The organism is Gluconacetobacter entanii, from assembly GCF_003206495.1.
GTDB lineage: Bacteria > Pseudomonadota > Alphaproteobacteria > Acetobacterales > Acetobacteraceae > Novacetimonas > Novacetimonas entanii.
This window is the reverse complement of the sequence record NZ_NKUF01000043.1, coordinates 1-22,672: the sequence shown is the minus strand read 5'-3', so window position 1 is coordinate 22,672 and position 22,672 is coordinate 1. Positions and strand designations below refer to the sequence as shown.

Here is a 22,672-nt window from a genome sequence, read left to right as displayed (position 1 = left end):
CTACCCGTCTCTCACATCCTCAGATGGTCCGTCTTTCGACGAACGCATCAGGCCAGTGCTATCCGCGCTCACTCACGACACAAAATGCAACTGTAGTGCAAAGCTTCGTTGGGATATGCCCATGGTTTTTGGGGATTGCTAGCAGCTTGGGGATAATATGATGGATAATTATGCTCATATTTCACACGAACCCCAAATTTTTTATCAAGCCCATTGCTATCCCAATATATTCCCCAGCCTTTTCCTACGCTTATATCTGGTATTGTTTTGTGATTTACAGTTAGTCCTGAATTTATGAGGTCTACTATTAATCCCGTCGATTCATTGAATATAATAAAATATCCGTCTGGAGGAGCATTGTTTAATAACGTAACTCTGTCATGAAAATATTTCCACTTATCTTGCGGGGTATAGTTTAGCGCATCATATATGAATTTTCGGAAACCGTAAGTAGATAACCTTCTGTAATTTTTGAGTGCTTCAGAACTTGGTGTGCGGGATTCGAACGCATAATATTCCAGAATAGCCATACATACTACATCTGGATAAGCGTAATGAATAGAACCATCCTTTTGTATCTCTATATATAACTTGTTCTCTCTATATCCATTATTAAAAAGGTATTCTTTTATAAAAGATATTCTGTCTTTTGTTAATACTTCGTCTTTGTAATGGTCTTCCCATTCTTGGGAAATGGCAAAAATAGCACTTCTTACTGCTCCAGATATTTTTGCTAAGCCCGTCTGCGTTAAAAAAGGAGTGCCATCGTCAAGAACCCCCATTTCAATGCCGTTGACATCTTTCTGAATCTCTATCCCTAAGTCCAAAACAAACTGATTTGACGGTGCCATGAAAACATCCTTACACTTAACTAAGTTGCTGATATTTATGAAAATTACCCCTGCCACGACGCAGGAAAATTAGGGTAAGTACTACCTTAAATTTTCGTACAATCAGCATAACCCATATCCAAATTCCGTATGACAACCGCACGGTGCATGCTGCTATCGTTTTTTGAGAACGAAAGGGGAACTATGAACGGGAATGCAGCAAAAGACCTACGGGAATCAGAGGATGGGTCAGGCCGCATTGGTGCCGATAGCCTTCTCGAAAAGAGTGAGAAGAAGCTTTCTCTCGTCGTGATTGAGGGCGCGCCAGAAGCCGAGGAGGGCCAGTTCGTCAGGATCTTCGACCGCTTGCGGCGTCAGATCAGAATTAATCGACGGCGTGCCAGCTATATGGTCAACGGGAACAGCGTAGTACTGCGCTAAGGCGATCATCGTGTCTCGCCCTGGCTTGTCGTGGCCTTTTTCATAAGACGCAAGCGTGCTGCGCCCGATGCCGACAGCATCTGCCGCTTCTTGCTGGGTAATTCGTCGCCCTTCCTTCTTTCCTTTCTGCAATCGCAAGGCGGAAAGACGGGCACCCATGTCAGTCTCAAGGCTCATGGGCATCAGTATGGTTGATATTTCTAACCTCTGTGTCGGACCTGCCGACTTTTTCGTTGCACCTAAAAGTCGGAAATACTAACATTCTTGCATGACACCAGCAGAACTCATGAAGCGGGTAGGCGGAGCTGCAAAGGTCGCCCACGCCGCTGGCCTTCGGTCCCATGCGACAGTGCTGGGGTGGGGGCGTATTCCCGACAAGCATCTCATCACCCTTGAAGCCGCCACCGGCATCCCCCGTGAACAACTCCGCCCGGACCTGTTCGACGGCGTGACGGTCGTGCGGGCAGAGCAGGGGAGGACCGGCGGTGAGTGACGACACCTCGCGGATCGATCGTGCAGCAAATGCGCTCCACAACACGGCCCTGAATTATGGGGTGATCCTTACTCCACTTTCGGCGGGGTCTTTGTGCCCGCTGTCAACTGATATGTCGTCAGAACTTGAAGCAATGCTCTCTCGGCGAGTGTCTTCACTTCAAAAGATTTGTGAAGAACTAATTCTTGATCCGGGATCTGCAGTGTCAGAGTACCTGACCACGGCGTCTCTCCATCGTTTCCAGCAAGAGCTACAGTCAGTTCTGCATGGCCTGTTTCAAGGTTTTCGCCTGCACGACGTACGCCCAGAAGTTTTAATGACATGGTTGGCCGAGATTCAGTCACAGGCTTCATCCTCTGCACGGGGTGGGGAAAGCGGGAAGGAGGTTACGACTCCTTCCCGTGCTGAAACTGTAGCCACGTCTGGCGATGCGGCCCTACAGCCCGGTACGCATGGCACGGGTGAGGACGCCTGATGCCCCGCGCCACCTTTTCCTTAAACCACCCCGACATGCTGCAGCCCGTGGATCAGCCGGTTCAGTGGCTGGCTTACGACCGGCGCCATGGGAATGGTGGCGACCGGCAGCAGGGTGGGCGACAGGATCGCAGCGCTCAGCGCCGTGCACAGCTTCGCGGCCTGTATGTAATCATATGCACCTGCCTGAGCGCGCAACTGCGCCAGTCCCAGCAGGGCCACGTCGATGCGCGACAGGGCATCCGGCCCCGTCGCGGCATCCTTCCGTTTTCCAGTTTCCTCCATACGCTCCTTCGTCCTGTTGCTGCTTCCGGCCTCGACACCCGGAATCTAGCAACAGGAATTGTCCAATGGCGTGGAGTATTTCGTCCAAGCGCGTGGAGCATTTTGTCCAAGGGGCAAGAATGACAGCCGAAATCGCAGTCAATGAATTCGCCGATATCGTCACGGAAGCCGTCCGCGCGCGCAAGAGTGCAGGCGGGCTGAAGGCGGCCATCCACGATACCGCGCGTCTTCTTGGGCTGACGGAGCGGCGGGTCCGCGCTTGTATCTATCGCGAAATCAGGAGCGTCACCGCAGGCGAATGGCTGCGCGTGCGTGCCCGGTTCGCGGCCCACCTGGAGGCCGAGCAGCGACGACACATCGCCGAGGCCGAACTGCTAAGCGCACGTCTCGATGCGCTCAAGAAAGAGGCTGCATGATCTGGGAATGGTTTTGCCTGAAGATGGCCGACCGCTGGCGGTCTATCTGCCGCATCAACCTGCACAATGCCGAAATCGCCAGATGGCGGGCCGACCTGTGGCACAGGCGGTCGCGTCGATGATGGCGCGCGTACATCCCGCCATCGCCCCCAATGACATCACCCCGGCGGCCAGTGCCTGCCGGGCACAGCGTGGATTATACCGATGACCGTCATTCCCATGCCACGGCGTGACGATAACCGCCGCAATTTTCCCGAAGACCCCATCATGCGCGACATGCTGATGCAGGGCGGGCACAAAGCCGACCTGGCCCGCATGTTCATGGCGCGGCAGGAGCTTTCCCGCGCCTTTATCGCAGCGGTGCGATCGGCTCCGGATCTGGAAATGATGCGCGAGGAAGCAGCCATGACCGGCAAGGTCCTCGGCTATTTCTGCGCGTTCGAGGAGGCGGAGCGATAATGGCACGTATCCGAAGTGTCCATCCCGGTCTGTGGACTGACGAAACCTTCGTTTCCGTTTCTCCGCTGGCGCGGCTTTTCCTGATCGGCCTTTGGAACGAGGCTGATGACAACGGCATATTCCCGTGGAAGCCGTTGAAGCTGAAGATGCGCCTGCTGCCAGCCGACAATGGTGACGCGGCGGCTCTGCTTGCTGAACTGGAAAGGATCGGGGCCATCATGCGTTACGAGGCGGATGGCGATACCTATGGCGCGGTTCGTAATTTCAGGAAATTCCAGCGACCGGAACGCCCCAAGCCCGTCCACCCGATCACGGCCGAGGTGGAGCAGTTTGTGGCCCTTGCAACGAAAAGCCATACGTGCAGCCGCAAGAAAACCGGGCCGGTCGGTGGCAAGGCACCGCGTGGCAGTCGATCAGTCGATGATGGTTCGCAGGGTCAACATCAGGCAATCGATGTTCAAACACCGAATGAACATCGACAGGGCATCGAAACACAGGGGCCGATGGAAAGGTATAAAATACCCCCTATAATCCCCCTTCCGGGGGATGAACTTTTCGATGATTCTGAAAAACCATCCACCCCCAAACCCAAGACCCGCCGTGCTGTCAGGCCCGAACCTGACGAAGCAGCGTTCGAGCAGTTCTGGCAGGCCTATCCCCGCAAGGTCGGCAAGCCCAAGGCACGCCGGGCGTTCGCCAAGGCGGTTGGCAAGGCCAGCCTCGAAACCCTGCTCGCCGCCATCGCTGCAACGGCATGGCCTTCGGATCCGACCTACATCCCCCATCCTGCAACCTGGCTCAACAACGAGCGCTGGGCGGACGAGGGCGTGCTGGCGGCATCCGATCCGGGCTACGTCCGGACGCATGACGAGGACGCCTATCGCGGTGCCCTGCGGGAATGGGCACGGAACGGCTATGACGGCCTGTCGCCCCGGCCAGAGCATTTCCCGTTGACGGAAGCCGCCCATGGCTGAGGTCCTGCATTTCGAGCCGAAGCCGCAGGAAGCGCTGGCCAATGCGCTGGCCGAAGCCTGCGTGATCGGGTCGATCCTGATGAACAACGCGGCCTATGACAGCGTGGCGGACGTGGTGAAGGTGGAGCATTTCTACCACGCCGACATGGCCGAGATGTTCCGGATCGTGCAGGGCGAAATCACGGCCGGCCGGCAGGTGTCACCCGTAACGATCATGCCACAGGTCCGCTCGAACGAAGCCCTGGGCGTCGAATGGCAGGCCAAGCACCTGCCCGGCATCATCACGGCGGCCGATGTGCGCATGGCGCGTGAAGCGGCACGCTCCGTGCTGGCCTGCTGGGTCAAGCGGTCGATCCAGACCTGCGCCGACGAAATGCGCGCACGGGCAGCCAGTTCCGAAGCTGCGGCGGACGACATCCTGAACGAGGCGCTGGAGCATCTGGAAGCCCTGTCCAAGGGCAGCGACGCCAGCAGGCCGACGGTCACCGCATTTACTGCCGGACAGGCGCTGATGGAGGAAACCAATGCCCATTGGCAGGAAGGACGGTTCCTGTCTGGTCTCGATACCGGGTTCACGGGTCTGAACAACAGGATCCGCGGCTTTCGCCCCGGCGCGATGTATGTCGTCGCGGCACGCCCCAGCATCGGTAAATCGGGGTTTGCACTGTCGCTGGCGGTCAGGATGGCCAGGCTGAATGGCCGTGGCCTGTTCTGGTCTGGCGAGATGTCGGCCGAGGAACTGATGGGCCGTGCCATCGCAGCCAAGGTCCGCATGCCACTGGACATGGTGCTGACCGGCATGGACGACCGCGAAGATCAGCCGACGCGCATCAGCGAACGCGACATGGCCCGCATGGTCGATGCGTCCATCGCCCTGAAGGAAATCCCGCTTTCGATTGATGACCGCGAAGGGATCACGGTAGCGCAGCTTCTTGCCCGTGCGCGCCAGATGAAACGCGCCAAGGCGGGGTTGCAGTTCATCATGGTGGATTACATGGGGCTGCTGCGTGGTTCCACCGCGGCCCGCCGATCCGGCAACCGCACGCTGGAGATGACGGAGATCAGCGGTGACCTCGCCCGCATGGCGCGGGAACTCAAGGTTCCGGTCATCGCGCTGTCGCAGCTCAACCGGCAGTCCGAGAATCGGGAGGACCGGCGGCCGGTATTGTCGGACCTTCGTGATTCAGGCGCCATCGAACAGGATGCCCGGTGCGTCATGGCGCTCTATCGCGAGGAGTATGTCCTGCGCACGCGGATGGGCACGGATGGCCAGCCGGTCCGCAATACGAATGAATCCGACGTGACCTATGAAAAACGCCGGGTGGAGTTTCTCGATGCGCTCGATCGTTCACGGGGGAAGGCGGAAGTCATCGTGCTGAAAAACCGGGGTGGCCGGACGGGTATCGTGGACATGCTGTTCGATGGCCCATGCACCTGGTTCAGGGATGTGAATGATGGTGAACGGTCAGAAGCTTGGTGAAAAACAGTACCAACCGCCATATGCGCATACTAAAACGATCATGCAGAAATTTGTCTTTGGTATCTGGTGGAACGAGCGGACGAAATAAATCGCAGATCCATTGTCAGATACTTTCGGGATTACAGGTATGACAGTAGCGCAGGACGAGATTTACCGGGTCGGCAGACTGTCTCTCGATGTCGGGCGGCATGTGCTGTCCGGCCCGCGTGGTGAAGTCCTGCTGGCGCCTGTGCCGTTTCGTATCATGGAAAAGCTGATGCGTCGGGCGGGCGTGATCCAGTCGCGTGACGCCATCACGCAGGCGGTCTGGCCCGACCCGGATAATGAACCAGAAGATCCGGGACGCGTGATCCGCGAGAAGATCAGCAAGTTGCGGGGTCTGATCTGCCTGATCGGCACCGAAGGACCGAGCGGCGTCGAGATCAGGAACGAACGCGAGGTCGGGTATTACATCCAATCGAGGAAAGACCGATGAGACGCAGCGTTACCAACAGCGAGAACGATGCATACGAGAAGATGGTAGCCGGCCTACGCCATGCCGAGGAAGCCGCGGAGGAACTGGCCATGCACCGCAGTGACCCGATGTTCATGCAGATTGCCACCAATGTGGGGCAGATGCGTGAACGGATCATCAGGGTTGGGCACATGGCTGCGGTCAAGCGTGTGGGGATGGGGTGAGTAATGCGCGGTCGCGGCACACGTACGACAGGACAAACGCGCGCGTTTATTGAGGCCTTGCGTAATGCCGGTAATGTGACGGAAGCATGCCGCCTTTCAGGCATCAACCGCGGGGCGGCATACAAGCTACGCGACAATGATCCAGCCTTTGCCGCCGAATGGGACGAGGCGATGCAGATCGCCATGGACAGCTTGGAACTGGAGGCATGGCGCCGTGGCCGCGATGGTTACGACGAGTATGTCACCTGCAAGGACGGCCTGGTTTACGATCAGGATGGCAATCCGGTCCTGCAGCGCCGCTATAGCGACAGCCTGCTGACCACGCTGCTCAAGGCGCACAGGCCCGAGAAATACCGCGACCGCTCGACCGTGGACATGAACGTCAACACGGACATTGCGGCACTGATCGATGAAGGGCGCAAGCGGGCGCGTGGCGGCTGATATCGAAGCGCTGCTGGCGGAAGAAATCGCCAGCTACAGCCTTGATCCGCTGGGCTTCGTGCTGTTCGCGTTCCCGTGGGGCAAGGCAGGCACCGATTTGGCCAATGCCGCCGGTCCGCGCAAATGGCAGCGCGAGATCCTGCAATCGGTTGGCGACCGGTTGAAAGAGGGATACGCGCCCGAACATGTGCTGATGCCCGTGCTGCAGGCGGTCAGTTCGGGCCACGGCATCGGCAAGTCGGCACTGGTGTCCATGCTGATTGCGTGGGCGCTGTGCACCTGCCCGGACACCAAGGTCGTGGTGACGGCCAATACCGAGCCGCAGCTCCGCACGAAGACGTTTCCCGAAATCAGCAAATGGTTCCGGCTGCTGATCTGTTCGCACTGGTTCAAGGTGCATGGCATGTCGATCCATTCCACGTTGCCGGGGCATGACAAGACGTGGCGGGCGGATGCGGTCACGTGGTCCGAGACAAACCTTGAAGCCTTCGCCGGCCTGCACAACGTGGGGCGCCGTATCCTGCTGATCTTCGATGAGGCATCGGGCATTATCGACCGTGTGTGGGAAGTGGCCGAAGGCGCGCTGACCGATGAAGGCACCGAAATCATCTGGTGCGCGTTCGGAAACCCCACTCAGCCCGTCGGCCGGTTCTTCGAGTGCTTCAACAAGCAGCGCCACCGCTGGCATGGCCGACAGATCGACAGCCGAACGGTAGAGGGCACGAACAAGCGGCTGTTCGAGGAATGGGCAACGGCCTATGGCGAGGACAGCGACTTCATGCGCGTGCGTGTGCGCGGCCTGTTCCCGCGGGCTGGGTCCATGCAGTTCATTGGCACCGATTCCATTGAGGCCGCTGCCCGGCGTGATGTGGCGGCCATCCTGTCCGATGCGCTGGTCATTGGCGTGGACGTGGCGCGGTATGGCGATGACCAGTCGGTGATCTTTTTCCGCAAGGGCCGCGATGCCAGGCTGATCTCGCCGATCAAGCTTCGCAATGTGGACACGATGCAGCTTGCCGCCCGCGTGGCGGATGAAGCTGCGAGGTATGGAGCGGATGCGGTGTTTGTCGATGGCGGTGGCGTCGGTGCAGGCGTGGTGGACCGGTGCAGGCAGTTGCGTGTGCGTGGCCTGATGGAAGTGCAGTTTGGCGGTAAATCTGACCGGGTGAATTACGATATCCAGTCCGAAAGCTATGCCAACAAACGCGCGGAGATGTGGGGCACCATGCGCGCGTGGTTGCAGACCGGCGGCATCCCGGATGATGAAGAACTGCGCACCGACCTTGCCGGACCGTGGTATTTCTTCAACCCGCGCAACGAGATCATCCTTGAGCGCAAGGAGGACATGAAAAAGCGTGGGCTGGCATCGCCTGACGTGGGGGATGCGCTGGCGATCACCTTTGCCTATCCCGTCGCACCGTCCCGGTTTTCAGGCAGTCCCATCGGTCCTGTGGGACAGCAGGTGCAGGGCGATTACGACCCCTACGCCTGACGCCACACGCTACTAACAAACGGCCCGCACAGGGCTGGCATGGGCATTTTCAAATCTCCGAAGGTGATAACCCACACGCCTGCACCGGCGGCAGGGCAGACGGTGAACAACACCGTGCAGGGGTTGCAGAACTCCACCACGCAGGCCGCGCGTATGGCGGGCGGCATGGGTTCGACCATGCTGACCGGGCCGGGCGGCCTGAGCCAGACCGCGACCAGCGCCCCCAAGACATTGCTGGGCGGCTGACATGGCGCGCGCCGCACCGTCCGACGACACGAGCCCCGAACAGAAAACCCGTGACGAGATAGACCGCCTGATCGTGCTGATGCGCATGGACCGGTCATCGTGGCGGGAGACATGGCGCGAGATCACGTGGTACATCATGCCCACTCGGGGGCGGTATGCGGTATAATAACCTGCTCCCCAACCAGGGATCGCGCGGTCTGCCCAAGGGCACGCAGATCGTGGACCGCACGGCGACCAAGTGCGTGGGCGACCTTGCCGCCTTCCTGATGGCGGGCATCACCAGCCCGGCGCGCGACTGGTTCCAGCTTTCCACCAACAATGACCAGTTGAACGACGACCCGGACGTAAAGCAGTGGCTGGCCACCGTGCAGAAGCGGCTGCAGCGTGTGTTCGCCACCGGCAATTTCTACAACGCCATGGCCCAGCTTTACGAGGAAATCGCGGGCTTCGGCACGGGCGCGGTCATCATCCAGCAGGATTACGAGGACGTGGTGCGGTTCTACCCGCTCACGGCTGGCGAATACTTCATCATGCAGAACGAGCGAATGGAGATCGACACGCTGGTGCGCGAGTATGTGCAGAACGTGCGCCAGGTGGTCAGCAAGTTCGGGTATGACAACTGCTCGCCCACGGTGCAGGGCCTGTATGACAGCCGCATGCTGACACGCGAAATCCCGGTCGTGCATGCCATCATGCCCAACCTCGACCGCGTTCCGGGCGCAATCGGCTGGCGTGGCGCGCCGTATATCGGCGTGTATTACGAATACGGCAATCCCAGCGTTCCGGTCCTGCGCATCGAGGGCTATCCCGAAAAGCCGTTCATCTGCCCGCGTTGGCATGCCGTGTCCAACGATGCCTACGGCCACGGCCCGGCCGAAGACGCGCTGGGCGACGTGAAATCGCTGCAGCTTGCCCAGCTTCGATGCGCCGAGGTGGTGGACAAGTTCGCGCGTCCGCCCATGCAGGCCGACGCCGCGATGCAGAACGGGCTGGTCAGCCTGATCCCCAACGGCATCAACTTCATTCCCGGCCTGAACACCATGGGCAATGGCGCGGGCCTGCGTCCGGTGTACCAGACCAGCCCAAACATCGCGCCACTGGTCGAGCGCATACAGGCGTTTCAGGAAGCGATCCGCGTCACGCTGAAGAATGACCTGATCCTGATGGTCAGCCAGATGGACCAGGCGCAGCCCGTCACGGCGGCCGAGATCAATGTGCGCCAGCAGGAAAAGCTGCTCGCCCTCGGCCCGGTGCTGGAGCGGTTCCACAACGAGGCGCTGAACCCGATCATCAATGTCACGCTGGGCATCATGGAACGCGGCGGCCTGCTGCCCGTGCGTCCGCAGCAGATGGGGACCGGGCCGCTCAAGGTCAATTACATCTCTGTCCTTGCGCAGGCCCAGCGCGCGACCGAGACCACGGGCATCGAACAGTTCGTGCGCTTCTGTGGCGGACTGGTCAGCGTGGACCAGAGCGTGATGGACAATGTGGATCTGGATCAGGCCGTGGACATCTACGGCAACCTGCTCAGCATCAACCAGGCGATCATGCGCGATCCGCAGGCTGTGGCCCAGATGCGCCAGCAGCGTGAATATGCCCAGCAGCAGCAGGCCGCAGCCGAACAGGCCCAGCAGATGGCGGCAGGGGCCAAGAACCTGTCTGACACGGATGTGGGCGGCGGCCAGAATGCACTGCAGGCGATCATGTCCGGCATCGGGGGCAGCGGCTGATGTACGACCCGCACGATCCCGAACAGGTCCGCGAACGGCGCACGCGGCGCAAGGCGAGGGGCGCAACCGACCAGCTTGACCTTGCATGGGTGGCGTCCGACCCGCGCGGCCGGCGCGTGCTGCTGCGTATCCTCAACGAGACGCAGTTCATGGCCGGGTCATTCGTGCCGGGCGACCCGATGGCGACCGCCTTCCGCGAAGGCCAGCGCGATATCGGCATCAAGCTGCACACGGTACTAACAAACGCAGGTGAAGGCATCCTGAGCAAGATCCTCATGGAGAGCCTGAACGCGGATGAGTGATGAACCCACAAGCACTGGTGCGCCTGCTGATGCCCCTGCTGCTGTCAGCGCGGCCGATACCCTTCTGGGCGGTGGCGCTGACAGCACGACGTCCGAGACGCAGCCTCCTGCGGGCGGAGCGGCGTCCGAAGGTGCAGCCCCGAATGGCGAAGGGGCGCAGGAAGGCGGTGAGCAGGAAAAACCGCCTGAAAAGCCTGTCGTCCCGGAGAAATATGAATTCACGCCGCCCGAGGGTTTCAGCGTCGATGAAAAGGCGATGGGCCAGTACGAGGCCGAAGCGCGTGAAGCCGGCCTGACGCAGGAGCAGTTCAGCACCATCACGCAACACGGCCTGCAGTTTGTCCAGCAGCAGTTGGAACAGGCCGGGCAGCAGCAGCACGAACAGGCGATGAAGTGGCGGCAGGAAGTCCTGTCCGACCGCACGCTGTCCGATGGCAACGGTCTGAACCCGGATGCAAAGGCCGCGGCCGATCGCGTGATCAAGGCCTATGGCGGCAATGATCTTGTGCAGGCGCTGGCCGAGACGGGTGCGGGCAACAACCCCACCGTCATCCGCGCCTTCGTGCAGATCGGCAAGGCGATGGGTCTGGCCGAACCACCCGACAAAGGCAGGCCTGCGCCGGAAAAGCGCGGCGGCAGCAGTTTTGATGATATTGCCCAGCGCCTTTACGGCCAGTCGGCAAAAGCAGGAGCATAACCGGTGGCAACCATTTCCAGCACCACCTGCCTGACGCTGGCCGACTGGGCCGCGCGGCGCGAGGACGGCGAGATCGCGGATATCGTGAACCTGCTGTCCCAAACCAACGAAATCCTTGATGACATGCTGTGGAAGATGGGCAACCTCGCCACCGGCAACAAGACGACCGTGCGCACCGGGCTGCCCGCTGCCACGTGGCGCATGCTCAACTACGGTGTGCCGCGCGCCAAGAGCACGACCGCGCAGATCACCGATAGCTGCGGCATGCTGGAAACCTACTCGCTGGTGGACAAGGACCTGGCGAACCTTGAGGGCGACGTGGCCGCCTTCCGCCTGTCCGAGGACATGGCCTTCATCGAGGGCATGAACCAGCAGATGGCGGGCACGCTGTTCTATGGCACCGAGCAGAGCGACCTGCCGGCCTTCACCGGGCTTGCGCCGCGCTACAGCACGGTGGACGCGAGCAAGGCCGCCAACGCCGTCAACGTGATCGACGCGGGTGGCCGCGGCACCAGCAACACGTCGATGTGGCTGACCTGCTGGGGGCCGACCACGGCGTTCGGCATCTTCCCCAAGGGGCGTATCGCCGGGCTGCAGCGCAATGACGTGACGACCGACGCGCCGGTGCTCGACGCCAACGGCAATCCGTATCAGGCGTACCAGTCCCATTACAAATGGGATTGCGGCCTGACCGTGCGTGACTGGCGTTACGTGGTCCGCATCGCCAACATCGACGTGGATAGCCTGACCGGTGACAGCGCGGCGAACCTGATCTCCATGCTGGTCGCCGCCGTGCACAAGATCCCGACCATGCCGCGCGGGGTGACCAACGTGCAGACGGCCACGCAGGCGACCGGCGGCCAGCCGCTGTCGTGGGGCCGTCCGGCCATCTACGTCAACCGCACGCTTGGCACGGCACTGGACCTGCAGGCGCTCAACAAGACCAACGTGCTGCTGCAGATGCTGGAATGGGATGGCAAGCCGGTCACGGCCTTCCGCGGCATCCCCATCCGCACCTGCGACCAGATCCTGAACACCGAAGAAACGGTCCAGTAAGGAAACCGCCCAGATGATCATTGATGGACTGCTGCTGTTCAGCAACGCGCAGGACCTGACCGCGCTCGCGGCGGGTGTTGCCACGCCCTCGACCAACATTATCGACTTCTCGCAGAACCGCGATTTCGGCCCGACCGGACCGTTCAAGGTGTTCGCCGAATGCGGCACGCTGCCGATGGCCGATACCGAAACCGCAACAGGCACCGCGACCGAAGCCAGTGGGGCCGTAACCGGCATTGCGGTAGCATCCGGCGGCGCAGGTTATTCTTCGGCTCCCGTTGTCACCATCTCCGGTGGTGCAGGTGCCGAGGCAACGGCCACCGTGGAAAACGGTGTCGTCACCGGCTTTACGGTCACGGCTGGCGGCGCGGGCTACACGTCTGCGCCCACGGTTACGGTTGCGGCGCCCCCGGATCCCACGATGGACGTGGCCGTGCAGATTTCGCAGGACGGGTCCGACTGGGACACGCTTGAGGAGTTCCCGGGCATCGACCTGACCGCTCTGGCCCAGCGCACGCCGTTCCTCGTGCGCGCCAAGCCCGCGTTCTCCAACACGCTGTACCGCTACATGCGGCTGACCTATACGGCATCCGTGGCGCTTGATGTGGGCACGGTGACTGCTGGCATCAATCTGGATGTTCCCGCGAACGTCCCGTATCCCCGCAACTACGTGGCGTGAGGCGCATCATGGCGAAATACAAGGTTCTCACCCGTAGCTACATCGGCGGCAAGGTCGAGGAGCCGGGGGCCATCATCCAGTATGATGGCAACCCGAGTTCCAACCTGGAGCCGCTGGACGCCGCTGCCGAAAAGAAAATGGCGGAATACCAGAAGCAGGTCGGACAGCGTATCAGCGCGTCCGATCCCCGCTTCATCGCCAGGATGATCGAAAAGCAGGGTCAGTAAGGCGCGGCCCGTGACCACGCAGATCGACCTGTGCAATGCAGCGCTGCTGCGGGCGGGCACGCGCAGCACGATCACATCTCTTGACGATGGATCGGCCGAGGCAACCGCCTGCGGTGCGTTCTGGCAGATGTGCCTTGATACGCTATTCTCGGCCTATCAGTGGCGCTTCTGTCGTGTCACGGCCACAGGCACCGGTGCGGCCAGCACGGACCCGCAATGGGGTTACGAGTTCCAGCGCCCGTCCGATTGCGTGACGGTGCATAGGGTTCTGCCCGGCACGGCACCACGCCACCCCCCAATGGACCGCGAGGCACAGCATGCGCTGTTCCGCACCGGCCTGCCATTTGGTGAGGGGGTAGGGACGGCAGGCACCAATACGGCCGGCCCCGTCATCCGCACCAACCACGCCAGCGTGCAGGTGCAGTACGTCTCCAACGCACAGCCGATCGATAACTGGCGGCAGCAGTTCCGCGAGGCATTCACGTGGGCGCTGGCGGCCGAGATCGCCATTGCCGTCACCGGAAGCGGCGAGATCGCAGCCCAGATGCGCAGCATGGCGCAACAGGCGCTGCAGCAGGCCATGCAGGCCGATCAGGTGCTTGAGCAGCAGAATGCCGATTACGTGCCCGACTGGATCAGGGTGCGTGGCATGCCTGCGCTGCGCGATGAATGGCGGCCGATCCGCTCCGTGACCGAGACATTTCCCGGCGGCTTCATCGTGGGCGACAGCGCGGCGGCCAGCCCGACGCCTGCTTACCTGATGCCTGCGGATACGCTGAACGGCGTGCAGAACGCAGGACTGGCGGCGCGTGACATCGCCAACCGCGACAGCGTGTATATCCCGGCCAGCACGCCCGACAGCCGCATCGGCATCCTTGCGATCGGCGACAGCCCCATCGGATGGCGCAGGCCATATCACCGTGACATCAAGCTGGCGCAGCCCGGCGGTGCAGGGATCGAAGAATGAAAAAGGCCCTTCTTCTGGTCATGGCGATGTGTGCGTTCCATGCCCCGGCGCATGCCCAGTCCACACCGAACTGGCGACAGAACTACGTCCCCAGCGTAAAGGAATGGGAGGACTGGTGGTCCAGGAAAATGGACGCCCGCAACGGGTCGCTGACAAGTCCCTATATCGCTGGCGGCATCATGACCGGGACGGATGCCGGGGGCGCGCTGGTGACGCCATCGGGAATCGCCAACACGGTCGTGCGCAGCCTGCGCGCCAAGCTGGGGGATTTTCTAACCACGGCGGATTTCGGCGCGAAATGCGACGGAACCAGCGATGACACCACCCCCATCCAGAACGGGCTGACCGCGCTGGCGGGGACCGGGGTGGCGCTGCAGGTGCGCGGGATATGCGTCGCGGGGGCGCTGACGGTGCCATCGGGAACGCGCCTTGTCGGATCCAACCAGGGGGCAGTTCTGAAGGTGTCGGCCGCGTCCCCCGCATATATGCTGGTGCTGGCTGATAATGCGTCGGATGTCACGATAGAAGGGATCACGTTCGACGGGACGTATATGCCGGTGGGCGTGCAGGGAGCCCTGATAAACTCCCCGGCGTCCGCGTCGATAACGAACATTCATATCGAAAATAACCACTTCACGAACATCCCGACGACGGGTGGCCAGGTCTCGCACGCAACCGTCATGAACGGCGTGGATGGCCTGTTCATCTCCGGAAACGTTGTCGATCAGTCATCGGGGGACGCCATCAATGTGAATGGCGGCTATGCGATGGTCACGCACAACCGGGTGTCGAATGCAGGGGACGGGTGCATCGCGTTCAATAACGGCGCCCGCGGCAGCATATCCGATAACGTTCTGACGAAGTGCAACCTTGGGATAGGTGCAGGTCCCGAGGGAGAGACGACGGATACCGATATCGCGCAGAACATCTCCATCACCGCGAACACGTTCGACACGTGCCAGTATGGCGTCAACATGGGGGATTACGGATATGCTGGCCGATCCGGACCTGTTAACTGGCAGATCACGGGAAATACGTTCCGGGATACGGAGAACGTGGGGATCGAGTATGACATAAACCCCGCAGCACCCATAAACGGGACCATTACCGGCAACACGTTCTATGGGACAGGCTCCACGAATTATGACGGAACCGCATACGCGAACGCGCATGACATCCGGATAAACGGCGGCAGTAACATCAACATCGTGGGAAATTCGTTCATGTCCCCAAAGGGGACGGCGAATACGCAGACCGCTGTAAAGGTATACAACTCTACAAGCTATAATATTTCAAATAATACCATATACGACCCCGCCGGGGGGCATTACATATACACGCTGTATTCGTCTTACTCCACTAACGGCACGATTAACGGCAACACAATAACGAACGCCGGGACTGGCATCCTGTTCGACGGCGCGCAGGGAATGTATTATTCCACTGCGAGCAACAACGTCATGATCGGCATGGCAACCAACGGGATCGAGGTCGTCACCGAGGCGTATTTCTCCGTGATGATGGGGAACGTCATGTCCGTCAACTCGGCAGGGACGGGCATACTTCTGCCGTCCAAAGGACTTATGTTCTCTGTCGTGGGAAACGTAATCACCATGGGCAGCGGGACGGCAATCACGCCAGCGCCGTCCAGTGGATGGACGGATGTGACCATCTACGCAAACACCCCGGGCGGCAGTACTGTGCCTGCCGCAATCATCAATGGCGTGACGCAGTAATCCGCGATCATGAAGGTGCCATGGCAAAAAAGGAAAGGCCGAACAATGAAGGCGGTTATGCTGGCAATTCTTGCGTGTATTGCCATGGTTTCTCCATCAAGGGCGCAGTCCTTTCCGAACTGGCACCAGAACTATATCCCCACCGCGCAGGAATGGCGGCAGTGGTGGGCAACGAAGCTCGATACGAACGGCGACGGGGCGAACCTGACGTGGGATAATTACACGCTGCCCGACCTGCTCGGCAAAAAGGTTGACATGTCGTCCGGATCCTCGACCAACCAGGCGCTGACAACGCCCGCCATCACGGGGGGCACATCGAATGCGCAGTCGCTGCGCATGCCGGTCATCACGGGCGGCAGCCTGTCCGGAACGGCGGCGTCGGCCGCGTCGGTCATCGGACCCGACGCCACCGCCGTCAGCCGGAGCGTCCAGTCAAAGGAATACGACCGGAGCAGCGTCAAGGATTTCGGGGCCAAAGGCGACGGGGCCACGAACGATGATGCCGCAATCCAGACCGCACTGACCGCGCTCTGCGCCCGTACTGCGGGGAAGGGTGGCGAACTGTATTTCCCATCCGGGAATTATGTGATCTCCGCCGCGACCGGCCATTCCGTGCCGTGCGCTGGCGTGAGTATCCGTGGCGCGGGCGGCGGCGCGGTGCAGGCTGGCGGCACGCGCTTCCTTGTAACCGGAACCGGGAGCGTGGCGCTCTTTGATTTCGATGCGCCCGTGGTGTCAGGCGACCGTTATTTTTACGGCGGCCGGGTGACGGATGTGGCATTCATGTTCGCCAATACGACCGCAAGCGTGACACAGAAAGGCCCTGCGGTGAAGTTTACGCACTGCGCCGGATGCGTCGCCGACCATGTGTATTCCTACGGGGCGTATAACCTGTTTGAGGCGTATTCTGGTTTCAAGAACAGGTTCCGCGAGTTCTATGCAACGCAGATGATGTCCAGCGTGGCGCTTGGTGGCGGCTATGCGGTTTATTACCACGGGGACGAAACCGGGGCGAACTGCGCTTCGGATATCGGAAGCTGCCCGACACGCGGGGACGTGACGGAAGTCCTTGATTTCCACGTGGACGAAGCCCTGTCTTCCAGTAAGGGCTTCGTCCCCGGGAGCTGTGTGCACATTTCCGATTTCGCGGCCACCACGTGGATTGCGCATGGAACGTGCAATCAGGTTCACATCGCACTCAATATCGACTGCCCGACCAGCACATCGGCGGCTGCATGCCCGCAGTTCATACATCTTGATCGGCTGGAGGCAGAAATCAACGCGACAGGTGATGCCGCCGGGTCAACGTGCATTTCCGGGACCGATGTCACCCACCTGGAAGCATATTCGTTCCAGTGCTACGGCTACAACGAGCCTACAAACCTGATCCGGTTCATTACATCCGGCAAGTTTCCAAGCATCGGCCATGTCGAGTTTTATGGCGGGAAAGTCGAAGGCGCGGCGGAAGCCTGCGTTTCCTACGCCGCAAAGGATTTCAGGTTCATAGGCGGTGACATCATCGGCTGTAATCAGGACGGTGCCACCTATTCCGCAACCAACAGCACCTTCGGGATACTGCTGCAGGCCGCAGCGGACGGAAATAGCGCAGATGGCGGATCCTTCGTTGTCAATGGCGTGAATTTCTGTGACGGCGCCACGAGTGCTGCAGCACCGTTTGGGGCCGTCCGCATCGACCGTGGTGTCAGTTACGGCACCATTACCGGAAACATATTCCGGGGATGTGCGGCCGGTGTTGCCGACAATTCCGGCGAAACCGTCAATGTCGTTGCAAACAATTCAGGGCCGTAAGCATATGGCATCGCAGTATCCCGAAGGCCCACGGCCGTCCATCGCATATCGCCCGGCATTTGCGGCGGGCATCATCTCGCCGATGCTGCGCTTTCGCTCCGACATGGAGAAATGGCAGACCGGGGCGTGTGAGCTGACGAACTTCTTCGTGCATGTACAGGGCGGCGCCAGCAACCGTCCCGGCACGCAGTATGTCGGCGCGGTGAAGGATGCGACCAGCCTGCCGCGACTGGTGCCGTTCGTCTACAACAACACGCAGTCCTATGTGCTGGAGATGGGGAATGGATATATCCTCTTCATCTCCGACGGCGCGTACCTGACCAATAGCGACGGCAGCATCTATGAGGTCGCGACCCCCTATGCGGTGGCGGATGTATGGAATATCCGCTGGGTGCAGTCGGCGGACGTGCTGACCATCGCCCATCCTTCCTATCCGCTTTACAACCTGTCACGCAGCGGGGAGACGGACTGGACGCTGGCTGAAATATCGTTCGCCGCCGGCATTGATGCGCCCACGGGTGTCAGCGCCGTGGCCACGAACGGGAACGCAGGCAACACCGGGACCACGCCCGGCATTTCGTCCGTCACCGTCGTGCCGGAAGAAACCGAAAACGGGTGGTGGAAGATACTGCTTATTTCGTGGTTGAACGCACGATCAACGGGAAGACGGTCGCTTATGTGGAACGCCTGTCCCGGACGGATTTCCGCCGGGCAACAGCCGAACTTGTGCAAGTTCGCAAGTCGGGGGCTTATTTCGTTCATTTATGACCGATTTATGTTAACATTCGCGCATATGTGCGCGATAGCGTGGACATGGAAGCCGCTGATCTCCTTGTCCGTCTCCGCCGCCTCGCCAACAGGCATGGCTGGGACATGACCGAGCGTAAGGGGAAGGGGTCGCACATCGTGGTGCGGCTGAACGGCAATTCGACGGTAGTATCGAACCATCGCGGTGACATGGCTACCGACACGTTCCGCAAGATCCTCAAGGATCTCGGGCTGACCGAAACCGATCTGGAGGTATGAGGATGCTTTACGCTTATCCGGTCAATCTGGAGATCAATCCGGACGGCACCATCACGGTCTCATTCGAGGGGTTGCCGGGGGCGACTGACGGTGCAACATGGCAGGAGGCGCTGCGCGAGGCACAGGACCTTCTGGTCACGTCCTTGTCCATCTACGTGACCGATGGTGCGGCCGTGCCAGTGCCGCCCGCGGCCAATGGTCGCCCGCTGGTCTATGTGCCCATGCTGGAAGCGGCTAAGCTGGCGCTGCATACGGCAATGCTGGAGAACAAGATCAGCAACGTGGAACTGGCGCGCCGACTGGGCGTGGCTGAATCATCCGTGCGTCGGCTGCGCGATCTATTGCATGAAAGCAAGATCGGACGCGTCGAGGCCGCCCTTCATGCGCTTGGGCGGCAGGCGACAGTCGAGGTACTGGAGATCGCGTAGAAAGATCCTGTCAGATGAAGTCTGGCTTAACCTTTGGTGCGAGTTACTCCATGTTTATGTTGTCGTGGTGCTATCATCCCAGAGAATCTTCGCACCAACCTCTTGTGTGGGTTGACCTACGCAAATTGGACGTATTGTGGAAGAGAGATAATCTCTATGTCGGACCAAAAGGTTCTGGTGCCGGAAATTATGGAAAATACATGAATTTTGGAGAATGGATTAAGAAAGGGGAAGCAATCCAATATCCAATGCTACATGCCATCGAAAATGATGGAGTCGGTTTTACTGAGGGACGGCACAGGACCGCATGGCTCCGAGATCATGGAACCCGCGCTATACCAGTTTTAACAGACGAAGGAAGCGTAGAATGGCTGTTGCAGGAATGTGGGAGTGACGACAGAAAGTCCTTTCTGCCTCATTTCTAAGTCCAGATGGGTCTATGACGCCAACCTCATGTTATTCTAACCCACGGTCGTGCAACCGCATCGCCATATATAGCGTATGCAGCTTGAGGGGGACAGTAACCAGCAGGCCGATGAGAACGGTCACGCTGCCAGCACCGGCCATCACGCCCTTGAACGCCGACACGATCGTGTCCAGCGCGGACCGGGCGGTATTGGCGTTGGTCAGGTCCGCACCTGGACACCTTCGTGGACGCCCCGGTGATTGCGGCGGTCAGCCGAAAGCGCGCTGGCCGGGCTGCAATTGGCCCTGTCTACGGCGCAGACCACCACGACCACGGGGAACTGACACCATGGATGCAACCGAACTGAGCGCCATCGTCAACAGCACGAGCCTCGTCCTCGGCCTGATCGAGAAATATGGCCCCGAGGCATGGACCACGATCAAGACGGCGGTGGAAGACACCGTGTCGTCCGGCGGTCCGACCACCGCTGATATCGAGGCGATCTATGCCAGGTGCAAGGCTGACGACGCGGCGATCCAGGCATCGTGAGCATCTTCGTCGCGGGCCTGCTGGCCGGGTTCGCGGGCAGCCTTGTCTCGGCTGGTGCCGGGGTGGGGCTGTTCCTGTGGCGCAGACAACGGCGGGCATGCGCGGTGCGGATGGCGCTGGGACCACACACCTGATCCCGGGAGGCAAGGAGCGGCGACGGGCGCCGCGTCCGTCGTTACTGCATGGGCGCTGCCTGCTTTGTTCTCTGCTGATCGCTTGTTACCGGCTCCTGCCCTGCAGGTGGTTGGCCTGATGGATACTGCTCTGGCACGCCATGGGTTTTGCCATGCTGATGAGCCGATGATCCGGCCTGATCGTGTACTGGCGGTGGCGTCGTGGTAACCGGCTTCCCCGGGGAGGAGCGGGGCGCGGCAAACTGCGCATGTGCCGCCAGAGGATAGCCACAGACCAGCATGGCCATGCACGCCAGTCCCATCTTTTCGCGGTAAGACATCAAAGCCTCCTGATATTGGCCTGGGGGCAACGAATACATGGGCAGGACGGTTCCTCTGTCATATGCGCATGGGCCGCCGGAGACGAGACAGTGGGGGAGGCGTGGAAAATCCGGACTGCTGGTTTCGCTATCCACGCCCGTCCGGACTTTGCCCGCGCGTTATCGGACCTCCCGCGACGGGATGGGGACGTTGCACAGCGCGACGCCATGCGCTGCGTGAACAAAAAACGGATCCGTCCGCGCCGCGCGTGCCGCGAGATAGGCGTCAAATGAAGGACTTTGTGTTCGCATCGTCTGAATGTTCGGACGTGCCGCCGGCGGCAGGTCAGCGGCGAGCGTCATGCTTTTGATCGGAACGTCCTGGTGCGCGTCGGTATAAAAGCCCAGCGATCCCGTCCCGCGCGGGAGCGAGCCGAGCAGTTCCATCCACACGAGAACCCGTCCAACAACCGCGAGATTGCGATCAAGCTGTCGCGGGGCCTCACCATTGACGACATAAAGTTCCTGTCCGTCACCGGTATCCGGCGGCATGTCGCGCGCCACGCCCACGGTTCCATAACATTGCGCGGGACACACCCGCACGCCATCGCTTCCCACGGCCCAGTCCGCCGCGATCCCGGCCTGCGGTGCGTAGGAATCAGGATAATCCAGTGGGCGAAACCCGATACCCGCCAGGGGCCGGTCATATTCAGCGGGTGGGGTCTTTATGAAGCCTTTTGGCGGCGCCTTTTCGTCCCGCACACGCCACTGCACGACATAATTGTCCTGCACGCGGATGATGGCGCCTCCCTCCCACGCATGGGTCCGTGCAAGACGTACGACATTGGCCACATGGACGGGGGCGAAGTCCGATGCAAGTTCGATGATGATACGCCTGCCATCGGCTGTCGTCATCAGCAGGAGCCGTTTCGGGGCAACCGTTCGCCATGCGCTGTCTGGCGCATGCGCGACGATCTCCGCAGGATTTGGCGCGGCCGTACAGGCGGTCGCGTCAAGGAGCAGGAAGGCGAGCAGGGCGGGATACAGGCGCATGGAAAAAGGATGCCCGCTTTTTTGGCATGTGAACAGACGCGTTCCGCGCGGACGGGTTTTGAGATTGTGGACACCTCAATCAATGATGCTGACCACATGTTGCAAAAGACAGCGGCCGGCATGTCGCCGGGCGGACGGAGCCAGGGATGGGTCAGGATGTGATGTATTTTCTTTCCTGAAGTCCTGTTGTGGCGATATGCATGCCCGTTTCCTGTTCAGGAGATGGCTGCATCCGGAATTGTTGTTTATTTTTGCCCGACATGTCCCTGACAGGCTCCTTTGATGACGTTTTCTGCTTCCCGGTGTGTTCTGCGATGCCCGGTCCGTATGCTTTTTATCAATTCCGCGTTGGTGGGAAGTTTTTTTGCATATTCGAATGCCTGCGCGCAGGCACCCCAGACCCAGATTGCGCAGGACCGTGTACGGCTTGGCAACTCCACTCCGCTGATCGAGCAGATCGATCCCGCCAGCGTACTGGATTCGCAGCGTGCACAGGCCGAAACCGCGGAAAAGGCCGCAGAGGACGACAGGCCCGACACCAGCGGCAGTCTGCTGGGGAATATGTGGGGCGCGCGGCCATGGCTGTACAGACATGGCATTACCTTCGACATTCAGGACGTCGATGAGGTTTGGGGCAATGGCACCGGTGGCACACCCTCCGCCAATGACGGCGCGCATGGCTCCGGCACAGGCCCTGCCTATGATGGCGTGACCATGCCGACCCTGACCATTGATACGGAAAAACTGTTCGGCCTGAAGGGGGGACGGGACTATCCTGAATTTTGTGCGGTGTGGTGATAAATTGCTCGAAGAGGAGCCCCCGCATGAGCATTGATAAAGACCTCCTGGACCGCCTGATGGAAGG

Annotated in this window: 33 protein-coding genes and 1 pseudogene; 27 read left to right on the top strand and 7 right to left on the bottom strand. The window is 60.3% G+C overall.

Going from position 1 to position 22,672, the window contains the following annotated elements; genetic code table 11:
- Window positions 1–68: 68 nt before the first annotated feature.
- Window positions 69–851 carry a hypothetical protein gene (locus CFR72_RS17285; RefSeq protein WP_146220740.1) on the bottom strand — a complete coding sequence of 261 codons (783 nt, stop codon included), beginning with the start codon at window positions 849–851 and terminating at the stop codon, window positions 69–71.
- A 228-nt stretch (window positions 852–1,079) separates the two neighbouring features.
- Window positions 1,080–1,448, bottom strand: coding sequence for a helix-turn-helix transcriptional regulator (locus tag CFR72_RS13715; RefSeq protein ID WP_167400401.1), 369 nt, complete (start codon window positions 1,446–1,448; stop codon window positions 1,080–1,082).
- Window positions 1,449–1,557: 109 nt separating this feature from the next.
- Between CFR72_RS13715 and CFR72_RS13710 the strand changes: the two genes are divergently transcribed.
- On the top strand, window positions 1,558–1,764 hold the full coding sequence (locus CFR72_RS13710) for a helix-turn-helix domain-containing protein (RefSeq protein WP_167400400.1): 207 nt from the start codon (window positions 1,558–1,560) through the stop codon (window positions 1,762–1,764).
- 68 nt (window positions 1,765–1,832) lie between these two features.
- Here the strand turns inward: CFR72_RS13710 and CFR72_RS17280 are convergent, their stop codons facing one another.
- Both CFR72_RS17280 and CFR72_RS13705 read right to left on the bottom strand, forming a co-directional pair.
- Complete coding sequence (locus CFR72_RS17280; RefSeq protein WP_146220739.1) at window positions 1,833–2,087, bottom strand: hypothetical protein; 255 nt, start codon at window positions 2,085–2,087, stop codon at window positions 1,833–1,835.
- A 172-nt stretch (window positions 2,088–2,259) separates the two neighbouring features.
- Window positions 2,260–2,523 carry a hypothetical protein gene (locus CFR72_RS13705; protein WP_110914464.1) on the bottom strand — a complete coding sequence of 88 codons (264 nt, stop codon included), beginning with the start codon at window positions 2,521–2,523 and terminating at the stop codon, window positions 2,260–2,262.
- A 65-nt stretch (window positions 2,524–2,588) separates the two neighbouring features.
- Here CFR72_RS13705 and CFR72_RS13700 point away from each other — a divergent pair, with 65 nt between their 5' ends.
- From CFR72_RS13700 to CFR72_RS13600, 23 genes are all read left to right on the top strand, one after another.
- On the top strand, window positions 2,589–2,939 hold the full coding sequence (locus CFR72_RS13700) for a hypothetical protein (RefSeq protein WP_110914463.1): 351 nt from the start codon (window positions 2,589–2,591) through the stop codon (window positions 2,937–2,939).
- Window positions 2,940–3,021: 82 nt separating this feature from the next.
- Window positions 3,022–3,147, top strand: a complete 126-nt coding sequence (locus CFR72_RS18345; RefSeq protein ID WP_279629170.1) for a hypothetical protein — start codon at window positions 3,022–3,024, stop codon at window positions 3,145–3,147.
- A complete protein-coding gene (locus CFR72_RS13695) occupies window positions 3,144–3,398 on the top strand; it encodes a hypothetical protein (protein WP_110914462.1) in 255 nt (84 codons plus the stop codon). Before CFR72_RS18345 ends, CFR72_RS13695 begins: the two co-directional genes overlap by 4 nt.
- Window positions 3,398–4,372: a hypothetical protein gene (locus CFR72_RS13690; protein ID WP_110914461.1), complete on the top strand. Its 975-nt coding sequence runs from the start codon at window positions 3,398–3,400 to the stop codon at window positions 4,370–4,372. The genes CFR72_RS13695 and CFR72_RS13690 overlap by 1 nt, the downstream gene beginning before the upstream one ends.
- The gene (locus tag CFR72_RS13685; protein WP_110914460.1) at window positions 4,365–5,852 is read left to right on the top strand and encodes a replicative DNA helicase; all 1,488 of its coding nucleotides are present in this window, start codon (window positions 4,365–4,367) and stop codon (window positions 5,850–5,852) included. The genes CFR72_RS13690 and CFR72_RS13685 overlap by 8 nt, the downstream gene beginning before the upstream one ends.
- Before the next feature lie 127 nt (window positions 5,853–5,979).
- Window positions 5,980–6,327, top strand: coding sequence for a winged helix-turn-helix domain-containing protein (locus CFR72_RS13680; RefSeq protein WP_110914459.1), 348 nt, complete (start codon window positions 5,980–5,982; stop codon window positions 6,325–6,327).
- Window positions 6,324–6,530, top strand: coding sequence for a hypothetical protein (locus CFR72_RS13675; RefSeq protein WP_110914458.1), 207 nt, complete (start codon window positions 6,324–6,326; stop codon window positions 6,528–6,530). The genes CFR72_RS13680 and CFR72_RS13675 overlap by 4 nt, the downstream gene beginning before the upstream one ends.
- Window positions 6,531–6,605: 75 nt before the next feature.
- A complete protein-coding gene (locus tag CFR72_RS13670) occupies window positions 6,606–6,971 on the top strand; it encodes a hypothetical protein (RefSeq protein ID WP_146220738.1) in 366 nt (121 codons plus the stop codon).
- Entirely contained in the window at window positions 6,940–8,463 is a 1,524-nt protein-coding gene (locus CFR72_RS13665; protein WP_110914456.1) for a terminase, read from the top strand. The genes CFR72_RS13670 and CFR72_RS13665 overlap by 32 nt, the downstream gene beginning before the upstream one ends.
- Before the next feature lie 39 nt (window positions 8,464–8,502).
- Window positions 8,503–8,709, top strand: a complete 207-nt coding sequence (locus CFR72_RS13660) for a hypothetical protein (RefSeq protein WP_110914455.1) — start codon at window positions 8,503–8,505, stop codon at window positions 8,707–8,709.
- A gap of 1 nt (window position 8,710) precedes the next feature.
- Window positions 8,711–8,875, top strand: coding sequence for a hypothetical protein (locus CFR72_RS17640; RefSeq protein WP_167400399.1), 165 nt, complete (start codon window positions 8,711–8,713; stop codon window positions 8,873–8,875).
- Window positions 8,865–10,439 (top strand): portal protein, encoded by a 1,575-nt coding sequence (locus CFR72_RS13655; protein WP_110914454.1) that lies wholly within the window; start codon window positions 8,865–8,867, stop codon window positions 10,437–10,439. The genes CFR72_RS17640 and CFR72_RS13655 overlap by 11 nt, the downstream gene beginning before the upstream one ends.
- Window positions 10,439–10,741, top strand: a complete 303-nt coding sequence (locus tag CFR72_RS13650; protein WP_110914453.1) for a Bbp19 family protein — start codon at window positions 10,439–10,441, stop codon at window positions 10,739–10,741. The genes CFR72_RS13655 and CFR72_RS13650 overlap by 1 nt, the downstream gene beginning before the upstream one ends.
- Entirely contained in the window at window positions 10,734–11,438 is a 705-nt protein-coding gene (locus CFR72_RS13645) for a hypothetical protein (protein ID WP_110914452.1), read from the top strand. Before CFR72_RS13650 ends, CFR72_RS13645 begins: the two co-directional genes overlap by 8 nt.
- A 3-nt stretch (window positions 11,439–11,441) precedes the next feature.
- Window positions 11,442–12,494 carry a major capsid protein gene (locus CFR72_RS13640; RefSeq protein ID WP_244182308.1) on the top strand — a complete coding sequence of 351 codons (1,053 nt, stop codon included), beginning with the start codon at window positions 11,442–11,444 and terminating at the stop codon, window positions 12,492–12,494.
- Between the two features lie 13 nt (window positions 12,495–12,507).
- The gene (locus tag CFR72_RS13635) at window positions 12,508–13,173 is read left to right on the top strand and encodes a hypothetical protein (protein ID WP_110914451.1); all 666 of its coding nucleotides are present in this window, start codon (window positions 12,508–12,510) and stop codon (window positions 13,171–13,173) included.
- 8 nt (window positions 13,174–13,181) lie between these two features.
- The gene (locus tag CFR72_RS13630; protein ID WP_146220737.1) at window positions 13,182–13,400 is read left to right on the top strand and encodes a hypothetical protein; all 219 of its coding nucleotides are present in this window, start codon (window positions 13,182–13,184) and stop codon (window positions 13,398–13,400) included.
- A gap of 10 nt (window positions 13,401–13,410) precedes the next feature.
- Entirely contained in the window at window positions 13,411–14,367 is a 957-nt protein-coding gene (locus CFR72_RS13625) for a hypothetical protein (RefSeq protein WP_110914449.1), read from the top strand.
- On the top strand, window positions 14,364–16,103 hold the full coding sequence (locus CFR72_RS13620; protein ID WP_110914448.1) for a right-handed parallel beta-helix repeat-containing protein: 1,740 nt from the start codon (window positions 14,364–14,366) through the stop codon (window positions 16,101–16,103). The genes CFR72_RS13625 and CFR72_RS13620 overlap by 4 nt, the downstream gene beginning before the upstream one ends.
- Before the next feature lie 45 nt (window positions 16,104–16,148).
- A complete protein-coding gene (locus tag CFR72_RS13615) occupies window positions 16,149–17,912 on the top strand; it encodes a glycosyl hydrolase family 28-related protein (protein WP_208630054.1) in 1,764 nt (587 codons plus the stop codon).
- A gap of 4 nt (window positions 17,913–17,916) precedes the next feature.
- Window positions 17,917–18,789 (top strand): hypothetical protein, encoded by an 873-nt coding sequence (locus CFR72_RS13610; RefSeq protein ID WP_110914447.1) that lies wholly within the window; start codon window positions 17,917–17,919, stop codon window positions 18,787–18,789.
- Window positions 18,786–18,938, top strand: coding sequence for a type II toxin-antitoxin system HicA family toxin (locus CFR72_RS13605; RefSeq protein ID WP_208630053.1), 153 nt, complete (start codon window positions 18,786–18,788; stop codon window positions 18,936–18,938). Before CFR72_RS13610 ends, CFR72_RS13605 begins: the two co-directional genes overlap by 4 nt.
- A gap of 2 nt (window positions 18,939–18,940) precedes the next feature.
- The gene (locus CFR72_RS13600; RefSeq protein ID WP_110914445.1) at window positions 18,941–19,366 is read left to right on the top strand and encodes a type II toxin-antitoxin system HicB family antitoxin; all 426 of its coding nucleotides are present in this window, start codon (window positions 18,941–18,943) and stop codon (window positions 19,364–19,366) included.
- A 456-nt stretch (window positions 19,367–19,822) separates the two neighbouring features.
- On the opposite strand, the gene CFR72_RS18340 is transcribed toward CFR72_RS13600, so the two are convergent.
- On the bottom strand, window positions 19,823–19,954 hold the full coding sequence (locus CFR72_RS18340; protein ID WP_279629169.1) for a hypothetical protein: 132 nt from the start codon (window positions 19,952–19,954) through the stop codon (window positions 19,823–19,825).
- Window positions 19,955–20,120: 166 nt separating this feature from the next.
- Between CFR72_RS18340 and CFR72_RS13595 the strand changes: the two genes are divergently transcribed.
- Together CFR72_RS13595 and CFR72_RS17635 are read left to right on the top strand one after the other, a co-directional pair.
- The gene (locus CFR72_RS13595; protein ID WP_110914444.1) at window positions 20,121–20,321 is read left to right on the top strand and encodes a hypothetical protein; all 201 of its coding nucleotides are present in this window, start codon (window positions 20,121–20,123) and stop codon (window positions 20,319–20,321) included.
- Complete coding sequence (locus CFR72_RS17635) at window positions 20,318–20,455, top strand: hypothetical protein (RefSeq protein ID WP_167400398.1); 138 nt, start codon at window positions 20,318–20,320, stop codon at window positions 20,453–20,455. The genes CFR72_RS13595 and CFR72_RS17635 overlap by 4 nt, the downstream gene beginning before the upstream one ends.
- Window positions 20,456–20,496: 41 nt before the next feature.
- Here the strand turns inward: CFR72_RS17635 and CFR72_RS13590 are convergent, their stop codons facing one another.
- Entirely contained in the window at window positions 20,497–20,775 is a 279-nt protein-coding gene (locus CFR72_RS13590; RefSeq protein ID WP_244182307.1) for a hypothetical protein, read from the bottom strand.
- Between the two features lie 159 nt (window positions 20,776–20,934).
- Window positions 20,935–21,807, bottom strand: a complete 873-nt coding sequence (locus tag CFR72_RS13585) for a peptidylprolyl isomerase (RefSeq protein ID WP_110914443.1) — start codon at window positions 21,805–21,807, stop codon at window positions 20,935–20,937.
- A 282-nt stretch (window positions 21,808–22,089) separates the two neighbouring features.
- Here CFR72_RS13585 and CFR72_RS13580 point away from each other — a divergent pair.
- Window positions 22,090–22,572: pseudogene (locus CFR72_RS13580) on the top strand (carbohydrate porin); the annotation flags it as partial.
- Window positions 22,573–22,672 lie beyond the last annotated feature (100 nt).